Source organism: Aeromonas sp. BIGb0405 (genome assembly GCF_024807335.1).
GTDB lineage: Bacteria > Pseudomonadota > Gammaproteobacteria > Enterobacterales > Aeromonadaceae > Aeromonas > Aeromonas rivuli.
Genome location: NZ_JANUEP010000002.1, coordinates 708788 through 725553, shown reverse-complemented (window position 1 = coordinate 725553; position 16766 = coordinate 708788). Strand labels below are relative to the sequence as shown.

Below are 16766 nucleotides of genomic sequence, written 5' to 3'. Positions count from 1 at the left end.
CCGATGATGAAACGAAAAAAGGCCCCGGCAGATGCGGGGCCTTTCGGAGTTTACCTTATCCCCTTTGGGATCGATAAGGTCAGGATCACGTTTTATGCCTTATTGGCGGCCGCCTTGGCTGCCACAGCGATATTTTCATGCTTGAGGGTCATGGCCAGCAAAACGATGGAGATCACGCAAGACGCGGTCAGCACCATGAAACCGCCATCCCAGCCGAAGTGGTCAACCGTGTAGCCCAACATGGCGTTGGCTGCGACTGCGCCGCCCAGGTAACCGAACAGACCGGTGAAGCCCGCTGCGGTACCCGCCGCTTTCTTGGGCGCCAGCTCCAGCGCATACAGACCAATCAGCATGACGGGGCCATAGATCAGGAAGCCGATGGCAACCAGCGCCAACATGTCGATGGTCGGGTTGCCCGCCGGGTTGAGCCAGTAGACCAGCACGGCCAGGGTCACCAGCACCATGAACAGGATGCCAGCCGGGGCACGGCGACCCTGGAACAGCTTGTCGGAGATCCAGCCGCACAGCAGGGTGCCGGGGATACCCGCCCACTCGTAGAGGAAATAGGCCCAGGAGGAGTGATCCACGCTGAAGTCCTTGGCCTCTTTGAGGTAGGTCGGCGCCCAGTCCAGCACACCGTAACGAATGAGGTAGACGAAGGCGTTGGCGATGGCGATATACCACAACAGTTTGTTGTGCAGCACGTACTTCATGAAGATCTCCTTGGCGGAGAACTCCTGCTCGTGACTCTCGTTGTAATCCTTCGGATAGTCGTCCTTGTACTCCTCAATCGGCGGCAGACCGACAGATTGCGGAGTATCACGCATCACGAAGAAGACGATCACCGCGATGGCTGCGGCAGCGGCCGCCGGGACATAGAAGGCACTGCGCCAGTCGTTGAACCAACCCATGCCGAGGATGAACAGCGGGCCTATCATGCCGCCACCCACGTTGTGGGCCACGTTCCAGACCGAGACGACTTCACCCCGCTCCTTCTGGGACCACCAGTGCACCATGGTGCGGCCACAAGGGGGCCATCCCATGCCCTGCACCCAACCGTTCAGGAACAACAGCACGAACATGATGCCGATGCTGGACGTGGCCCAGTGCATGGTCCCCATCATGAACATGATAGCGGCCGAGAGCAGCAAACCCGCCGACAGGAAATAGCGCGCGTTGGAGCGATCCGACACGTTCCCCATCAGGAATTTGGAGAGACCATAGGCAATGGAGACCCCGGACAGGGCCAGGCCCAGATCGCCGCGGGAGAAACCCTGCTCTACCAGGTAGGGCATCGCCAGGCTGAAGTTCTTGCGCACCAGATAGTAACCGGCATATCCGAGGAAGATACCGAAGAACATCTGCCAGCGCATGCGCTTGTAGAAGGGGTCAACCTTGTCAGCCGGCAGACGCTCGATATGAGGCGCGGGCCTGAAAAAACTAAGCATCTTAGTTTCCTTGTCTTGTTGTTATTGAGTGTGGGACCTTGCCCAGTGCACACCGCACGATCAGTACAGCTTGATTCGTAAGCGAGCCAATTATGCGCATTTAGGAACATTTAATCTGTGATGTAACCGAAAATATTACAGATTTATTACAGAAAGTGCGCACTAATGAGCAAACACTCATCAGACCAGAACCATGATAGCAAGGGGCTCTCAGACTAACACCTAAGGGATAGACCACTTGCTACGCCTTGCTTTTCGTCACATTTTATTAGCAATGAATGGGATCTTGCCCACATTTCCCAACAGAGGGATGTGGCGAACAGGCCAGAAAGGTTTATTTTCTCATTCGTCCGAGAACGAGCGTAAACGAGCATAACGTTTGCGCAGACTCCAAAAACAACAAGCAGGTTCTCGGCGCCAATTGGAATGAAAGAAAAAACATGGAACATCAAAACCTGTCTGTGGGTGGATAAGAGGAATAAAGGAATGAGCATACAAAGACCCAATACCCTGCTTGGCGAATGTCTCGCCGAGTTCATCGGCACCGGCCTGCTGATCTTTTTCGGCGTCGGCTGTGTGGCGGCACTGGTGCTGGCTGGCGCCAACTTCGGCCAATGGGAGATCTCCATCACTTGGGGGATCGGCGTTGCCATCGCCATCTATGTGACCGGCGGCATATCAGGTGCCCACCTGAACCCGGCCGTGACCCTGGCACTGATGACCTTCGCCGGTTTTGACAAGCGCAAGGTCGTGCCCTTCATCATCGCCCAGATAGCCGGAGCCTTCAGCGCCGCCGCCCTGGTCTACTTCCTCTACAGCAGCCTGTTCACCCAGTGGGAGCTGACCCATAATGTGGTGCGCGGCAGCCTGGAGAGTCTGGCCACCGCCGGTATCTTCTCTACCTACGCCAACCCGCTGCTCTCCAACCTGCAAGCCTTCGCGGTCGAGCTGGTGATCACCGCCGTGCTGATGCTGGGCATCATGGCACTGGGTGACAACAACAACGGCGCCCCCAAAGGCTTCGCCGCCGCCCTGCTGATTGGTCTGCTCATCGCCGTCATCGGTGCTTCCCTCGGCCCCTTGACCGGTTTCGCCATGAACCCGGCCCGTGACTTTGGTCCCAAGCTGTTCGCCTTCCTGGCGGGCTGGGGCGATGTCGCCATGACGGGTGGCCGTGACAACCCCTACTTCTGGGTACCTATCCTGGGCCCCATCGTCGGCGCCCAGCTCGGCACCGCCCTCTATGTGAAAGTGCTGGCTCCTTGCGTACCGGGCAACCGTGTTGCCGCCACCGAGCAAGCCGCCCAAACTGCTAAAGAAGAGGCCGCCGCTTAAGAGCGGTCCCATCCAAACCTGGAGAACATCATGTCTACTGCACAAAAGTACGTCGTCGCCCTGGACCAAGGCACTACCTCTTCCCGCGCCATCGTCTTCGATCAGGATGCCAACATAGTGGCCGTCTCCCAGCGGGAGTTCACCCAGCACTACCCCAACGCGGGCTGGGTCGAGCACGACCCCATGGAGATCTGGGCGACCCAGTCCTCCGTCTTCACCGAGGTGCTGGCCAAGAGCGGCCTGCACAGCGACCAGATCGCCGCCATCGGCATCACCAACCAGCGCGAAACCACCGTCGTCTGGGAGAAAGCCACCGGCAAGCCCATCTACAACGCCATCGTCTGGCAGTGCCGCCGCACCGCCGCCATCTGTGAAGATCTCAAGGCCCGTGGCCTGGAAGAGTACGTGCGCGACAACACCGGTCTGGTGGTCGATGCCTACTTCTCCGGCACCAAGGTGAAATGGATACTCGACAACGTCGAAGGCGCCCGGGAGCAGGCCATGAACGGCGAGCTGCTGTTTGGCACCATCGACACCTGGCTGCTGTGGAAGATGACCAATGGCGAGGTGCATGTCACCGATCCCACCAACGCGTCGCGCACCATGCTCTACAACATTCGTGATCTGAAATGGGATCAACGCATGCTCGACGAGCTGGGCATCCCGGCCTCCATGCTGCCCGAGGTACGCCCCTCCTCCGAGGTCTATGGCTACACCACCCGTGGCGGCGGCGCGCGCATCCCCATCGCCGGTATCGCCGGTGACCAGCAGGCGGCGCTGTTCGGTCAGCTCTGCTTCGAGAAAGGCATGGCCAAGAACACCTATGGCACCGGCTGCTTTTTGTTGATGAACACTGGCACCGAGCCGGTTCGCTCCAACAACGGCCTGCTGACCACCATCGCCATCGGTCCCAAGGGCGACGTCAACTACGCCCTGGAAGGGGCCGTGTTCATGGGTGGCGCCACCGTCCAGTGGCTGCGTGACGAGATGAAGCTCATTCACGATGCCCGGGACACCGACTACTTCGCCACCAAAGTCGGCGACACCAATGGCGTCTACCTGGTCCCGGCCTTCGTCGGCCTGGGCGCCCCTTACTGGGATCCCTACGCCCGTGGCACCATGGTCGGCCTGACCCGTGGCACCAACCGCAACCACGTGATCCGTGCGGCGCTCGAATCCATCGCCTACCAGAGCCGCGACGTGCTCGATGCCATGCAGCAAGACTCCGGCATCAAGCTGGCGTCTCTGAAGGTGGATGGCGGCGCCGTGGCCAACGACTTCCTGATGCAGTTCCAGTCCGACATGATGCGCACCCCAGTGGTACGCCCGACTCGCATCGAGACCACCGCCATGGGCGCCGCTTTCCTGGCCGGTCTGGCCGTGGGCTTCTGGAAGAGCGCGGATGAGCTCAAAGACAAGTTCAGCGTGGACCGCGAGTTCATCCCGCAAATGGACGACGCCCGCCGCGATCGCCTCTACGGCGGCTGGCAGAAGGCGGTCCAGCGCTCCCTTCGTTGGGCAGAAGAGGATTAACAGTCGGGGCGCGGCGCCCGATCCCGGCTGGCGCAGTCCCCGGGGCCACGCCTGCGGGCATCATCGCCAGGGGATACCAAGCACCACTTGCATCCCTTGCGAGCCAGCCGCTCATCAATAAAAAGTGCATGCAGCGCACACAACAGAGAAAGAGAGACGGGTAATAATCAACGGGCCGACAGCAATGTCGGCCCGTTTCTTTGTGGGGCTGTCAGGCGGTGGCCCGGGGGGCGAGCAGCGTCACGCCCTCCATGATGCCTGCGGTGCGGCGCCCCTCAGAGCGCGTGGCGGCCAATCTGCTCTTTCAGAAAATCGAGCCAGACCCGCAGCCGGATATCCCGCTGGGCATCGGAGTAGAACACAGCATGAATGGGGCGCGAGGCGCCGCTGTTGCTGCGGGCCAGCACCTCCACCAGGGCGCCGCTCGCCCTGTCTTCCCCCGTCATGAAGTCCGACAGACAGACGATACCCTGCCCCCCCAGCGCCAGCTGGCGCAGGGTCTCACCACTACTCGCCCTCAGGGTTGGCGTGATGGCGAACCTGTCTCCCTGCTCCTCGGTGAGCAGGGGCCAGTGATTGAGGTGCTCGGGATTCAAAAAGCCCAGCAGCTCGTGGCCCGCCAGCAGATCCGCCGGCTGGCGCGGGGTGCCCCGCTCGCTCAGGTAAGCGGGGGATGCCAGCAGCCGCAACCGCGTGCGCCCGAGCGACAAGGCGCGCAGGGAGGAGTCGGTCAGCTCGCCGATGCGAATGGCCATGTCCACCCGCCGCTCCATCAAATTGATAAAGCCCTCCGAGCTGTGCAGTTGCAGCTCGATACCGGGATAACGGCGCCGAAACTCGCCGATGAGGGGCACCAGTCGATGCAGGATGAAGGGGGTAGCGGCATCGACCCGCAGTATTCCCTCCGGCTGCTCCTTGCGGCTGAGCAGATGGCTCTCCGCCTCGCTCATCTCGGTCAGCACCCTCACCGCCCGCTGATAGAACCAGCTCCCCTCCTCGGTCAGGCTGACCCGGCGAGTGGTGCGGTTGAGCAGCAGGGTCGCGAGCTTCTCCTCCAGCCGCTTGATGCCGCGGCTCACCACAGAGTTGTCCAGCCCCAGGTTCTCCGCCGCCTGGCGAAAACTGCCCGCCTCCACCACGGCCACAAACAGGGTCAGTTCATCGGAATGGGTCTTCATTGATGTCATCCAAGCAAGAGTCTTTGCTCTTTATAGGCTCAATGCGGGTTAGTTGGCAAGGCAGTCATCCCGGATACGGCGCCTGATCCTGCTCTGTTTTCTTCTTGGAACCCAGGCTCGCGGCCCCCCATGCAGCGCCAGTCTGTCCATCTGCAGCCCTCGATGGGACATGGCTATACTGATGCGGGCCCTTCATCCGGTCGGGATCCGGGGCCGCAAGAGCACAGAGCCGCCTCGGCTCAGGGCCCTGACCATATAACGCAAGGAGTCGGGTGATGAAATACAAGGGAAGCTGCCACTGCGGCAGAGTGGCATTCGAAGCCGATGGTGAACTGACCCAGGCCCTGGCCTGCAACTGCTCCATCTGCCAACGCAAGGGGTCTCTGCTCTGGTTTGTCCCCTGGGAGAAGATGACGTTGCTGACCCCGCCTGAGGCGGCCAGCACCTACACCTTCAACAAACACGTGGTCAAACACAGATTCTGCCCCGTATGCGGCATGCACCCCTATGGTGAGGGGGTGGATCCCGATGGCAACCATGTTGCCGCCATCAATATCCGTTGCCTGGAAGCCATAGATCCCGAGTCCGTGCCTGTGCATCACTATGATGGCCGGGCCCTGTAGCCAGGGAGACCATCTGACGTTGTCAATCAGGCCGGAGGTGCCTCTCTTCCCTCTGGCCTGCCCCTCTACCCCTCTACTGCACGGAACGATGTGATCCGGCGCAAACACCCGAGCCAGCAACAAGGCTACAATCGGCACCACCTTATTGAAGATCGGAGCGCTCCATCGCCCGGCCCTGTCATGCCGTCACACAAGAGAAGCACCATGTTATTTGAACATCGCCTGTTCGCCGCCCATAAAGAGCTGGCTAGCAAGGGCGTGAAGGAGCTCAACTACAACCCGCCGCTATGCCGTCTGCTGCGCCACTTCGGCTGGCAACTGAAACCGCCCCACTATGAGCGCTTTATGATCAACCTGCTCGCGCTGGGGCTACCGACGGGCATCATCTGGGGACTGCTGATGTGGTGCTTCGGTTGGCAGCATGAGGTGAGCCTGGGATATGCCCTGCGTCAGGCCAGTTTCTTCACCCTCTGTTTCGGCCTGCTGATGGCCACCCTCTTTTGGGGGCGCCGCCGGCAACTCAAGCTGATCCCCTGGGAGACACTGCCCTGCTCCACGCCGCGGACCCAGCAGCGCTGGCAGCCCAGACAATCGTGAACCAGTCATCACACATCGTTTGAAACAAGAGGAAGCTGCCATGACCAAGGCCCATGAAAAACTGAATTATGTGGAGTTTGCCGCCAAGGATCTGGCGGCGACCAAGGCCTTCTTTCAGACCGTCTTCGGCTGGCAGTTTGTGGACTATGGCCCTGACTACTGCGCCTTTGAGGGTCAAGGGCTCGATGGTGGCTTCTACCGCGCAGATCTTTGCTGCCACGCGGCTCAGGGGGGCGCCCTGCTGGTGTTCTACAGCGCCGACATTGCCGCGACCCAGGCCAAGGTGTTCCAGCATGGGGGCTCCATCATTCGCCCGCTGTTCGATTTCCCCGGTGGCCGCCGCTTCCACTTCGTCGAGCCCAGCGGCAATGAATTTGCGGTCTGGTCGGAGGCAGCCACGGCCTGATGATATAGCCTGCAAGGCCGCCACTTTCCACACCACATGGGCGCCACTCAATAATCCTTGGCGCCAACCCGCGTTATTGATGCTCAATTATCAATAGTGTTTTGCGACTGCTGCTCTGTTCCCTCCATTTCGCCACGGGCATACTGGCCACCGTTTCCACGAGGAGGTTCGGATGTCATCTGCTGCTGTCGTCGTCATTGCCCAGCTTGAAGCCAAGCCCGCATTCAGTGCCGAGTTCCGAGCCGCCCTGACGCCGCTGGTCGCGGCGAGCGTGCAAGAGCCCGGCTGCCACAGCTACCAGCTGCACCAGAGCCTGGACAGCCCTCACAGCTGGATGCTGTATGAAGTGTGGGAGAGCCAGGACGCGCTCAACGCCCACCAGCAACAGCCCCACTTCATCGCCTTCGTGGCCAACACCCAGGGCTGGTTTGCCAGCAGCACCGTTCGCCGCTATCAGTTGAGCTGACCACCGGCACCACCTTTTCTGCCCAGCAGACCGGCCAACGATGGCTGTCCAGCCTGATGAGCAACCCCGATAAACAAGAACGCAAAAATGCAGAACATGAGGAATTTGATGATGAACATGCCAATGATGGGTCTGGGGACCTTCCGCCTGAAAGAGCAACCCCTGCGCGACTCCCTGCTGCAGGGTCTGGATCTCGGCTATCGCCACATCGATACCGCCCAGATCTATGACAACGAGGCCGAAGTGGGCCAGCTGATGGGCGAAAGCGGCGTGCCCCGCCAGGATATCTACCTGACCACCAAGGTGTGGATCAGCGAGTTTGGTCAGGGCAAGCTCATCCCGAGCCTGGAGCTGAGCCTGGAGAAACTGCGCACCGACTATCTGGACTTGGCGCTTATTCACTGGCCCTCCCCCCAGGATGAGGTGCCGATGGCGGTCTACCTGGAGCAGCTGGCCGAGGCCAAAGCCCGGGGCCTGACCCGGGAGATAGGAGTCTCCAACTTCACGGTCGCCCAGCTCAAACAGGCCATCGACATCCTGGGTACGGGCGCCATCGCCCACCAGCAGGTGGAAATTCACCCGCTGCTGCAAAACCGCAAGGTAGTGGAGTTCTGCCACGAGCAGGGCATCGCCGTCACCGCCTATATGCCGCTCGCCTATGGCAAGGTGCTCGCCGAGCCCCTGATGCAGCAGATCGCCGCACGCCATGGCGTCTCCGCCGCCCAGGTATCCCTGGCCTGGCTGCTGGCCCAGAACATGGCGGTGATCCCGAGCTCCACCAAGCGGGAAAATCTGGCCGCCAACCTGGCCGCCCTCAAGGTGCAACTCAGCCCCGAGGAGATGGCTCAGATTGCCACCCTGGATCGGGGCGAGCGCTGCGCCAATCCGGACTTCGCCCCGGCCTGGGACTAACCGGATTTTTCCCTCTCCCCATGGGAGAGGGCCAGGGTGAGGGTATAGCAGCATCTTTCGCTACCCTATGCCAGTTTTGCAGCATATATAGAATGCCCCCTCATCCCCGCCCCTTCTCCCGCCAGGGGAGAAGGGAGTCAATAACGATCCGGGATATTTATCCAACCCCTAGCGGGAGGCACTGTGCCTCCCGCTTTTTTTGGTTTGGTGCGCTACCAGCCCCCTTACCTCGCCCGATAACACCCGCCGCCCCTCGGTTATTGCTGCTGATTAAGCAAAAGTAATTTGATGTCATCGTCATTTTTGCCAACAAAGCTCTTGGGCATACTGGCCTCCTTCTCCCATAGGGAGCCAATATCCAAGGAGTTTCTATGCCACTGGCATTATTTGCCCTCACCCTGAGTGCCTTCGCGATCGGCACCACCGAATTTGTAATAGTGGGGCTTATCCCCACCATCGCCGAGCAGCTCAATGTCTCACTCCCCTCGGCGGGCCTGCTGGTCAGCCTCTATGCCCTCGGCGTCGCCATCGGTGCGCCGCTGCTGACGGCGCTCACCGGCAAGCTGCCGCGCAAGTGGTTGCTGGTCGGCTTGATGGCGCTGTTCACCATTGGCAACCTGCTGGCCTGGCAGGCGCCGGGTTACGAGAGCCTGATCGTCGCCCGCATCCTCACCGGCCTGGCCCACGGGGTCTTCTTCTCGGTGGGCAGCACCATCGCCACCGGTCTGGTGGCCAAAGAGAAGGCGGCCAGCGCCATCGCCATCATGTTCAGCGGCCTGACCGTCGCCCTGGTGACCGGCGTGCCGCTTGGCACCTGGATTGGTCAACAGTTTGGCTGGCGCGAGACCTTCCTGGTGGTGAGCCTCTTGGGCCTCATCGCCATGGTGGGCAGCCTGCTGCTGATCCCGAGTAACCTGCCCAAAGGTGCTGCTTCCAGCATCCGTGAGCAACTCTCGGTGCTGACCAAGAAGCCGCTGCTGCTGGTCTACGCCAAGACGGCGCTGGGTTACGGCGGCGCCTTCACCGCCTTTACCTTCCTCGCCCCCATCTTGCAGCAGGTGAGCGGCTTCGGTGCCAATGCTGTGAGCCTGATCTTGCTGGTGTACGGAGTCTCGGTTGCGTTCGGCAACATCTGGGGCGGCAAGCTGGCGGACAAGATGGGCCCACTGCCCGCCCTGAAGCTGATGTTTGCCGGGCTGGCGCTCATCTTGTTGCTGCTCACCTTCACCGCGCCCCATCCGGTGCTGGCGGTGCTGACAGTGCTGGTGTGGGGCGCCTTCGCCTTTGGCAACGTGCCGGGCCTGCAGGTGCTGGTGGTGAAACAGGCGGAGATCCATACCCCCAACGCCGTGGACGTGGCCTCCGGCCTCAACATCGCCGCCTTCAACGTCGGCATAGCGCTGGGATCCGTGGTCGGTGGTCTGGTGGTGGAACACCTGGGGTTGATGCACACCCCCTGGATTGGCGCGCTGATCGTGCTGCTGGCCTACGGCCTGACCCACGTCAGCGAGCGGCGCGAGGCCAAATTGGCGCTGGCGGTCTGAGCGCTGACAGATAAAAAAGGCCGACACCTGGTGTCGGCCTTTCTCGTTTTCAGGGGCGGGCTCAAGACTCCTTGATATCCTCGTCCGCGGCCCAGCGGGCCTCCAGCCAGAGCAGATTGACCAGGCCGCAGAGCAGGGCAAAACCCAGCCCCAGAATCCAGGTGAAATACCACATAGTCGAAACTCCCTTGAGGTGAAGACGGTTAATAGAGGCTATGGCCGTGCTGGCGAACCTGATCCGTGCTGACCTTGCCGCGCACCACCCGGTAGACCCAGAGGGTGTAACCGATGTTGATGGGCATCAGCACCCCCACTATCCCCAACATGATGAGCAGGGTGCCCTCGCTGGAGGTGCCGTCCCACAGGGTCAGGCTGCTGGATGGATCCAGGGACGAAGGCAGCACAAAGGGGAACAGGGCGATGGCGATGGTCAGCATCATGCTGGCGCAGGCGCCGCCGCTGGCAAGGATCGCCAGGCGCGCTCTGCCGAGGTGGCTTGCCAAGGTACTCATCAACGGCAGCAGCAGGCCCAAGGCAGGCACAGCCCAGAGCACCGGGTGCGCCACGAAGTTGCCAAGCCAGCCATCCGGCGCCGTCGTCACCTGCTTCATCAGCGGCGTCAGGGCGCCGTTGAGATCGCCAATCTCCGCAATCTGGTATCCCCGCATCTGGCTGAGCCAGAGGCCGCCGAGGGCAAACAGGCCGCTGGCCAGGGGCCCGAGCCAGAGGCTCTGGCGGGCGCAGCGCTCGGCGATCACCCCCTGGGTCTTGCACTGCAGGAAGCTGGCGCCATGCAGCATCAGCAGGGCCAGCGCCGTGCCCATGCAGGTCAGCAGCAGCGGCCAGTTAAAATCGAAAACGCCGTAGTGGATGCGAAGGGCCGAGTCGAAGCGAAACGGCAAGCCTTGCAACAGGAAGCCCAGGGTCGCGCCAAACACCAGGGTCGGCAGCAGGGCGCCGGTCACCAGGGCCCTGTCCCACCAGCGGCGCCACTGGGCCGATTCCAGCTTGCTGCGATAGTCAAAGCCCACCGGGCGCAGGAAGAGGCCGAACAGCAGGAACATGAAGGGCACGTAGAGCGCCGAGAAGGCGGCGGCATAGACCAGGGGCCAGGCGGCGAACAGGGTGCCGGCCCCGGCGATGAGCCACACCTGGTTACCCTCCCACACCGGGCCCACGCTGTTGAGCAGCACCCGTCGCTCCTCATCTGTCTTGCCGACGATGGGCAACAGCAGGCCCACCCCCAGATCGAAGCCGTCCATCACCACGAAGCCGATGAGCATGAACAGCACCAGCCCCCACCAGATCACTTTCAGGGTTTCGTAATCCATCAGAGCGCACTCCCGCTTGCCAAGACTTCACCTTGATAACGACCCGTCTGCAGGCTGGCGGGCCCTTTGCGGATCACATGACGCAACAAGAACAGCTCCACCACCAGCAAGCTGGTGTAGATGAGGCTGATGGAGATGAGGCTGAACCAGATCTGGCCCGGCTGCAGCAAGGAGACCGAGGCCGACACCGGCAACACCTCGCTGATGGTCCAGGGCTGGCGGCCAAACTCGGCCACGAACCAGCCCGCCTCGATGGCGACCCAGGGCAGCGGAATGCACCAGAACAGCGCCTTAAGCAGACGCGGCGACTGCACCAACCGACCTCTACACAGTTGCAGGAAGGCGGCGGCAAAGAGCCCGAGCAACACCACCCCGATGCCCACCATCAGCCGGAAGCTCCAGAACAGCGGTGCTACCTGGGGCACGGAGTCCTCCACCGCCCGCGCGATGGCCCCTTCGTCCGCCTTGGCTATGTCCTTGGCATGAGGGGTGAGCAGCAGACCGTAGCCGAGATCCTGGCGATGCTGCTCGAAGGTGGCGCGGGCGGCGTTGTTGCCACCATCCTGGCGAAGCGCCTCAAGCGCGCCATAAGCCAGCATGCCGCTGCGGATGCGCACCTCGTGCTGCGCCTTGAGATCCTTGATGCCGGTCACCGCCTCATCCAGGGAGCGGGTGGCGATGATGCCCATCAGATAGGGGATCTTGACGGCCCCGTGGGTGGTCTCGGCGTGTTGATCCGGCCAGCCGAACAGGGTGAAGGCCGCCGGGGCGGGCTCTGTCTCCCACTCCGCCTCTATGGCGGCGAGCTTGACCTTCTGCACCTCCCCGGTGCGATAGCCCGACTCGTCCCCCAGCACGATGACAGAGAGGATGGCGGCCAGGCCAAAACCGGAGGCGATGGCGAAGGAGCGCAGGGCGAAGCGCACCTCCATGCGCCGCAGCAGATACCAGCTGCTCACCCCCATCACGAACAGGGAAGCCGCCACGTAACCCGCCGCCACAGTGTGCACGAACTTGACCTGGGCCACCGGGTTGAACAGCACGGCGGTGACGTCGGTCAGCTCCATGCGCATCGTCATGGGGTTGAACTCGGCACCGACCGGGTTCTGCATCCAGCCGTTGGCGATGAGGATCCAGAGGGCGGAGAGGTTGGAGCCGAGCGCCACCAGCGCCGTCACCAGCAGATGCTGGCCCCGGGAGAGCCTGTCCCAGCCGAAGAAGAACAGGCCCACCAGGGTGGACTCCAGGAAGAAGGCCATCAGCCCTTCCACCGCCAAGGGGGCGCCGAAGATGTCGCCGACATAGTGGGAGTAGTAGGCCCAGTTGGTGCCGAATTGAAACTCCAGGGTGATCCCCGTGGTCACCCCCATCACGAAGTTGATACCGAACAGCTTGCCCCAGAAGCGGGTGATGTCCTGGTAGATCACCTTGCCGGTCATCACGTAGGCGGATTCGGCGATCACCAGGATCCAGGACAGCCCCAGGGTGAGGGGCACAAACAGGAAGTGAAACATGGCCGTGGCCCCGAACTGCAATCGGGACAGGCTTACCACATCATCCAGGTTAATCATGCAGGACTCTCTATGTTGCATTTAACAGACAGCTTTTCGCCCGTTAAGTACAACACGCCCCATGACACCTATAACAGATGCAGTTATAGTGAAATACACCTATAACAGTTTAAGCCCACCATGTCCCGCTACGGCCAGCTGGCAGCCCTGCTGCAACAACAAATAGAGACCGGCCTCTGGCAGCCGGGGGAGCGCATCCCCTCCATTCGCCAGAGCTGCAAGACCCACACCCTCAGCCCCATGACGGTGCTGCAGGCCTACCAGCTGCTCGAAAGCCGTGGCCTCATCCTGGCGCGGCCCCAGTCCGGTTACTACGTCAAGGCCGCCACCTCACCGCTGCGAGCCTGCGCCCCGCAACAGGCGCACTACACCGGCTCGGTGGATATCAACGATCTGGTGTTCGAGGTGCTGCAGGCGAGCAAGTCCCGGGCGCTGGTGCCCCTTGGCATGGCGGTGGCGGATCCCGCCCTCTTCCCCCACCCCCAGCTAGGTCGGGCACTGGCGAGCTGCATGCGCCGCCTCGACCCCTTCAGCACGGTCGCGGATCTCCCCCCCGGCAACGAGGCGCTGCGCCGCGCCATCGCCCAGCGTTACGCCAGCGACGGCCTGGCGGTGGACCCTCAGGAGATCATCATCACCACAGGGGCCATGGAGGCGCTATCCCTCAGCCTGCAGGTGTTGACCGAGCCCGGAGACTGGGTGGTGGTGGAGTCCCCTACCTTCTACGGCGCCCTGCAGGCCATCGAGCGCTTGAAGCTCAACGTGGTGGAAATCCCGGTGATCCCCGGGGTGGGCATAGACCTTGCCCTGCTCACCGAGGCCCTCGCCCAACGTCCCATCAAGGCGTGCTGGCTGATGGGCAACGTCCAGCACCCCCTCGGCCACACCATGCCAGATGGCCACAAGCAGGCGCTGATGGCCCTGCTCAACGAACACCGGGTGCCCCTGGTGGAGGACGACGTCTACGCCGAGCTCTATGTTGGCCGGGAGCGGCCTCGCCCCATCAAGCATTGGGACGCCCGGGGCGACAGCCTGCTGTGCGGCTCCTGGACCAAGTGTCTGGCGCCGGGCTTTCGGGTCGGCTGGGTGGTGGCAGGGCCCCATGCCGAGCGCATCCAGCGGCTGCAACTGATGTCGACCCTGTCGACCAATGTGCCGAGCCAGCTGGCGCTGGCCGACATGCTGCGCCAGGGCGGGGTGGATGCCCACTTTCGCCGCCTGCGCCACACCCTGGCCCAGCGCCAGCAGCAGATGCGGGCGGCCCTGCTGCGCCTCTTCCAGGAGGAGGTGCGCATCTCCACCCCGGATGGCGGTTACTTCCTCTGGCTGGAATTTGATGCTCGGCTCGACAGCCGGGCGCTGCATGCCCAGGCGCTGGCCTGCGGTTTCTCGCTGGCGCCCGGAGCGCTGTTCTCGAGCCAGGGCCAGCACAACCACTGCCTGCGTCTCAACAGCTCCCATCCCTGGAGCCCTGAGCTGGAAGCGGCCCTGACCCGGTTGGCAGCACTGATCCACCAACAGCTCGGTCGCCATGAAAGCCTGACATAACAAGGCCCCATGACGGGGCCTTGTCTCCTGAGGGGAGGAGCGCTTATCGGGCGTAAATTTCGGACTGACGGGTGAAACCCAGGGATTCATAAAACGACCTGGCCCTGTCGTTGAAGGACATCACCTCCAGCCGGATTTGGCTCGCATCCTGGGCCTTGGCCCACTGATCGCAATGGGCGATCAATGCCTTGCCGATGCCGCCGGATCTGCGCCGCTCATCGACCACCACTGTGGTGATACGACAGATGGGGAGCTTGCTGATAAAGGGAATGGCTTCATTGGTGTCAATTCTTGCCACCAGAAACCCCAGCACCTGAGCATGCTCCACCGCCACACAAAACAGCCGCTCTTCGCTGCCGATGGCGGCGAGCAGAAAGTCGCGATCCTCAGCAGAGGGACCACAAAACACCTCGGGGACATGTTCAAAATGCATCACGCATATTTGCCGATTCAGTTCCGCGAGGGCGTCGATATCGCGCGCGGTTGCCTTGCGTATTTCCAATGATGGCTCCTTGCCGGTGAGTGACACTTTCATCCCCTGCGATCTCTGGAGAAAGGCCAATCATAGGGGGAGTCAGCCACAACAAAAAGGGTCAATCGCATCCTAAATGGGCCGTGCCGCCAGGCAAGCACAAAACATAACGCCCCGTGATTGGGGCGTTATCGACTATCCCGCTATTTGCCAACGGTCAGCTCGGGGCTCCCAGCTGGGCCACCTGTCGCTCTATGCTGCCCTTGAGGTTGGCATCGAGCTTGAGGGCCCTCGCCAGCTCGTCCAGATAGCCGCGCTCCATGAAGTGATCCGCCTCTATGGTGAGCAGGGAGGCGAGGTAGACCTCGGTGGCCTGCTCCATGTCGGTCACTTCCCGTGCCAGCGCTTGCGGGTCGAGGGGGCGCGCCAGTTCGGCGTCAATCCAGCGCGCCGCATCGCTCTGACCCTGCTCGGTCAGATACTGCTGGATCTTCTGGCGCTCGGCGTCGTCGATGTGACCGTCAGCCCTGGCCGCCGCCACCATGGCGCGCACCAGCAAGGTGGCGCGGGCATCCAGCGCCTGGCCCTGCAGGCTGTCCAGTGGCTGGGTCGGTTGCGCAGCCCCGCCCTGCTGGGCCTGCCAATCCTGATAGAGCTTGTAGGCGAGGCCGCCGAGGGCCGCCGCGCCGCCCACCGCCGCCACCTTGCCGCCATATTTGCGGATCTTCTTGTTACCCAGCAACAAGGCCATGGCCCCGGCGGCCAGGCCACCTTGCGCCATGCCCTTCATCTGCGCCTTGCGGCTGTCACCGCCATCGTTCAGCCAGCTCTTGCCGCTGCCCAGCAGTTGATCGAGTATTTGTTTCATAGGCCCTCCTCGTTGCATAGTGACCCATGCTGGGTCGCGTCCACTGAACTCAAGGTGAATAAATGCCACTGCCACGCCTGCTGCTGCTGACCCTGTTGACGCTGATGGCGTTCGCAGCCAATTCGCTGCTCTGCCGCCTTGCCCTGTTCGACGAGCGGATGGATCCGGCGCTGTTCACCCTGCTGCGCCTGACCAGCGGCGCCCTGATGTTGCTGCTGCTCTGTGCGCTCCGTCGTCCCCCACAGCCCCGCCAGGGGGACTGGGGCGGCGCCCTGGCCCTCATCGGCTATGGCGCGGCCTTCTCTTTTGCCTACCTGACCCTGACCACGGGCACCGGCGCCCTGCTGCTGTTTGCCGCCGTGCAGCTCAGCATGCTGGCCCCGCCCCTGCTACGCGGTGAACGCCTGCCCCCTCGCCAGTGGGCCGGTTTGCTGCTCGCCATGGCGGGACTGATCCTGCTACTGCTGCCCGGCATCACGGCGCCGGATCCTCTGGGGGCGGCTTTGATGATAGCCGCCGGCATCGCCTGGGCCTGCTACACCCTGCGGGCCTCACGCTTTGCCGATCCCATCGCCGCCAATGCCGGCCACTTCCTGCGCGCCAGTCTGCCGGCGGCCCTGCTCTACCTGTGGCTTGGGCACCTTGAGGCCAGCCCGCTGGCCATCGGCTACGCCCTGACCTCGGGGGCGCTGGCCTCCGGGCTCGGCTATGCACTCTGGTATCGGGTGCTGCCCCAGCTGGGCCGCACCCTGGCCGCCAGCGTCCAGCTGCTGGTGCCTCTGCTCGCCGCCCTCGGCGGGCTCATCTGGTTGGATGAGTCATGGTCAATGCGGCTGTTATTGTCATCCATAGCCATCTTGGGGGGCATCGCCCTGGTCATATGGGGACGGCCCTCTCAATCCCAATGATCCGGTGCACACTACGCCCCGGGTAG

17 protein-coding genes are annotated in these 16766 nt (G+C 62.4%); 10 read left to right on the top strand and 7 right to left on the bottom strand.

Annotated elements, in window-relative coordinates; genetic code table 11:
- Positions 1-92 precede the first annotated feature (92 nt).
- The gene (gene glpT / locus M2366_RS08125) at positions 93-1448 is read right to left on the bottom strand and encodes a glycerol-3-phosphate transporter (RefSeq protein ID WP_042043440.1); all 1356 of its coding nucleotides are present in this window, start codon (positions 1446-1448) and stop codon (positions 93-95) included.
- Positions 1449-1934: 486 nt separating this feature from the next.
- On the opposite strand from glpT, the gene M2366_RS08120 reads away from it, so the two are divergent.
- Positions 1935-2783 carry an MIP/aquaporin family protein gene (locus M2366_RS08120; RefSeq protein WP_042043439.1) on the top strand — a complete coding sequence of 283 codons (849 nt, stop codon included), beginning with the start codon at positions 1935-1937 and terminating at the stop codon, positions 2781-2783.
- 30 nt (positions 2784-2813) lie between these two features.
- Positions 2814-4316, top strand: coding sequence for a glycerol kinase GlpK (glpK, locus tag M2366_RS08115; protein WP_042043437.1), 1503 nt, complete (start codon positions 2814-2816; stop codon positions 4314-4316).
- A gap of 275 nt (positions 4317-4591) precedes the next feature.
- Here glpK and M2366_RS08110 read toward each other — a convergent pair whose 3' ends face one another.
- The gene (locus M2366_RS08110) at positions 4592-5494 is read right to left on the bottom strand and encodes a LysR substrate-binding domain-containing protein (RefSeq protein WP_259269404.1); all 903 of its coding nucleotides are present in this window, start codon (positions 5492-5494) and stop codon (positions 4592-4594) included.
- Positions 5495-5769: 275 nt separating this feature from the next.
- Between M2366_RS08110 and M2366_RS08105 the strand changes: the two genes are divergently transcribed.
- The 6 genes from M2366_RS08105 (at position 5770) to M2366_RS08080 (ending at position 10042) form a co-directional block, all read left to right on the top strand.
- Positions 5770-6117 carry a GFA family protein gene (locus M2366_RS08105; protein ID WP_042043435.1) on the top strand — a complete coding sequence of 116 codons (348 nt, stop codon included), beginning with the start codon at positions 5770-5772 and terminating at the stop codon, positions 6115-6117.
- Between the two features lie 204 nt (positions 6118-6321).
- Positions 6322-6714 (top strand): DUF6404 family protein, encoded by a 393-nt coding sequence (locus M2366_RS08100; protein WP_259269403.1) that lies wholly within the window; start codon positions 6322-6324, stop codon positions 6712-6714.
- Between the two features lie 40 nt (positions 6715-6754).
- Complete coding sequence (locus tag M2366_RS08095; RefSeq protein WP_259269402.1) at positions 6755-7120, top strand: VOC family protein; 366 nt, start codon at positions 6755-6757, stop codon at positions 7118-7120.
- Between the two features lie 172 nt (positions 7121-7292).
- Positions 7293-7586 carry a putative quinol monooxygenase gene (locus M2366_RS08090; protein WP_259269401.1) on the top strand — a complete coding sequence of 98 codons (294 nt, stop codon included), beginning with the start codon at positions 7293-7295 and terminating at the stop codon, positions 7584-7586.
- A gap of 108 nt (positions 7587-7694) precedes the next feature.
- Positions 7695-8498: a 2,5-didehydrogluconate reductase DkgB gene (gene dkgB / locus M2366_RS08085; RefSeq protein ID WP_259269400.1), complete on the top strand. Its 804-nt coding sequence runs from the start codon at positions 7695-7697 to the stop codon at positions 8496-8498.
- A gap of 371 nt (positions 8499-8869) precedes the next feature.
- Positions 8870-10042, top strand: a complete 1173-nt coding sequence (locus M2366_RS08080) for an MFS transporter (protein ID WP_259269399.1) — start codon at positions 8870-8872, stop codon at positions 10040-10042.
- A gap of 61 nt (positions 10043-10103) precedes the next feature.
- On the opposite strand, the gene cydX is transcribed toward M2366_RS08080, so the two are convergent.
- From cydX to M2366_RS08065, 3 genes are read right to left on the bottom strand one after another with little or no spacing between them, the layout of a single operon-like run.
- Entirely contained in the window at positions 10104-10217 is a 114-nt protein-coding gene (cydX, locus tag M2366_RS08075; protein WP_259269398.1) for a cytochrome bd-I oxidase subunit CydX, read from the bottom strand.
- 28 nt (positions 10218-10245) lie between these two features.
- Positions 10246-11373 carry a cytochrome d ubiquinol oxidase subunit II gene (cydB, locus tag M2366_RS08070; protein WP_259269397.1) on the bottom strand — a complete coding sequence of 376 codons (1128 nt, stop codon included), beginning with the start codon at positions 11371-11373 and terminating at the stop codon, positions 10246-10248.
- Positions 11373-12944 carry a cytochrome ubiquinol oxidase subunit I gene (locus M2366_RS08065; protein ID WP_259269396.1) on the bottom strand — a complete coding sequence of 524 codons (1572 nt, stop codon included), beginning with the start codon at positions 12942-12944 and terminating at the stop codon, positions 11373-11375. The genes cydB and M2366_RS08065 overlap by 1 nt, the downstream gene beginning before the upstream one ends.
- Positions 12945-13064: 120 nt before the next feature.
- Between M2366_RS08065 and M2366_RS08060 the strand changes: the two genes are divergently transcribed.
- Positions 13065-14492 carry a PLP-dependent aminotransferase family protein gene (locus tag M2366_RS08060; protein ID WP_259269395.1) on the top strand — a complete coding sequence of 476 codons (1428 nt, stop codon included), beginning with the start codon at positions 13065-13067 and terminating at the stop codon, positions 14490-14492.
- 43 nt (positions 14493-14535) lie between these two features.
- Here the strand turns inward: M2366_RS08060 and M2366_RS08055 are convergent, their stop codons facing one another.
- Together M2366_RS08055 and M2366_RS08050 are read right to left on the bottom strand one after the other, a co-directional pair.
- Entirely contained in the window at positions 14536-14994 is a 459-nt protein-coding gene (locus tag M2366_RS08055) for a GNAT family N-acetyltransferase (RefSeq protein ID WP_259269458.1), read from the bottom strand.
- A gap of 187 nt (positions 14995-15181) precedes the next feature.
- Complete coding sequence (locus tag M2366_RS08050; protein WP_224430768.1) at positions 15182-15832, bottom strand: tellurite resistance TerB family protein; 651 nt, start codon at positions 15830-15832, stop codon at positions 15182-15184.
- Between the two features lie 62 nt (positions 15833-15894).
- Here M2366_RS08050 and M2366_RS08045 point away from each other — a divergent pair, with 62 nt between their 5' ends.
- On the top strand, positions 15895-16740 hold the full coding sequence (locus tag M2366_RS08045) for a DMT family transporter (protein ID WP_259269394.1): 846 nt from the start codon (positions 15895-15897) through the stop codon (positions 16738-16740).
- Positions 16741-16766 lie beyond the last annotated feature (26 nt).

What these genes read in the sequence shown, in the direction of transcription:
- M2366_RS08095 (WP_259269402.1), top strand. Translation starts at nt 6,755, where the DNA reads ATGACCAAGGCCCATGAAAAACTGAATTATGTGGAGTTTGCCGCCAAG.
- M2366_RS08060 (WP_259269395.1), top strand. Translation starts at nt 13,065, where the DNA reads ATGTCCCGCTACGGCCAGCTGGCAGCCCTGCTGCAACAACAAATAGAG.
- M2366_RS08120 (WP_042043439.1), top strand. Translation starts at nt 1,935, where the DNA reads ATGAGCATACAAAGACCCAATACCCTGCTTGGCGAATGTCTCGCCGAG.
- dkgB (WP_259269400.1), top strand. Translation starts at nt 7,695, where the DNA reads ATGATGAACATGCCAATGATGGGTCTGGGGACCTTCCGCCTGAAAGAG.
- M2366_RS08105 (WP_042043435.1), top strand. Translation starts at nt 5,770, where the DNA reads ATGAAATACAAGGGAAGCTGCCACTGCGGCAGAGTGGCATTCGAAGCC.
- M2366_RS08090 (WP_259269401.1), top strand. Translation starts at nt 7,293, where the DNA reads ATGTCATCTGCTGCTGTCGTCGTCATTGCCCAGCTTGAAGCCAAGCCC.
- glpT (WP_042043440.1), bottom strand. Translation starts at nt 1,448, where the DNA reads ATGCTTAGTTTTTTCAGGCCCGCGCCTCATATCGAGCGTCTGCCGGCT.
- M2366_RS08065 (WP_259269396.1), bottom strand. Translation starts at nt 12,944, where the DNA reads ATGATTAACCTGGATGATGTGGTAAGCCTGTCCCGATTGCAGTTCGGG.
- M2366_RS08110 (WP_259269404.1), bottom strand. Translation starts at nt 5,494, where the DNA reads ATGAAGACCCATTCCGATGAACTGACCCTGTTTGTGGCCGTGGTGGAG.
- cydB (WP_259269397.1), bottom strand. Translation starts at nt 11,373, where the DNA reads ATGGATTACGAAACCCTGAAAGTGATCTGGTGGGGGCTGGTGCTGTTC.
- M2366_RS08100 (WP_259269403.1), top strand. Translation starts at nt 6,322, where the DNA reads ATGTTATTTGAACATCGCCTGTTCGCCGCCCATAAAGAGCTGGCTAGC.
- glpK (WP_042043437.1), top strand. Translation starts at nt 2,814, where the DNA reads ATGTCTACTGCACAAAAGTACGTCGTCGCCCTGGACCAAGGCACTACC.
- M2366_RS08050 (WP_224430768.1), bottom strand. Translation starts at nt 15,832, where the DNA reads ATGAAACAAATACTCGATCAACTGCTGGGCAGCGGCAAGAGCTGGCTG.
- M2366_RS08080 (WP_259269399.1), top strand. Translation starts at nt 8,870, where the DNA reads ATGCCACTGGCATTATTTGCCCTCACCCTGAGTGCCTTCGCGATCGGC.
- cydX (WP_259269398.1), bottom strand. Translation starts at nt 10,217, where the DNA reads ATGTGGTATTTCACCTGGATTCTGGGGCTGGGTTTTGCCCTGCTCTGC.
- M2366_RS08045 (WP_259269394.1), top strand. Translation starts at nt 15,895, where the DNA reads ATGCCACTGCCACGCCTGCTGCTGCTGACCCTGTTGACGCTGATGGCG.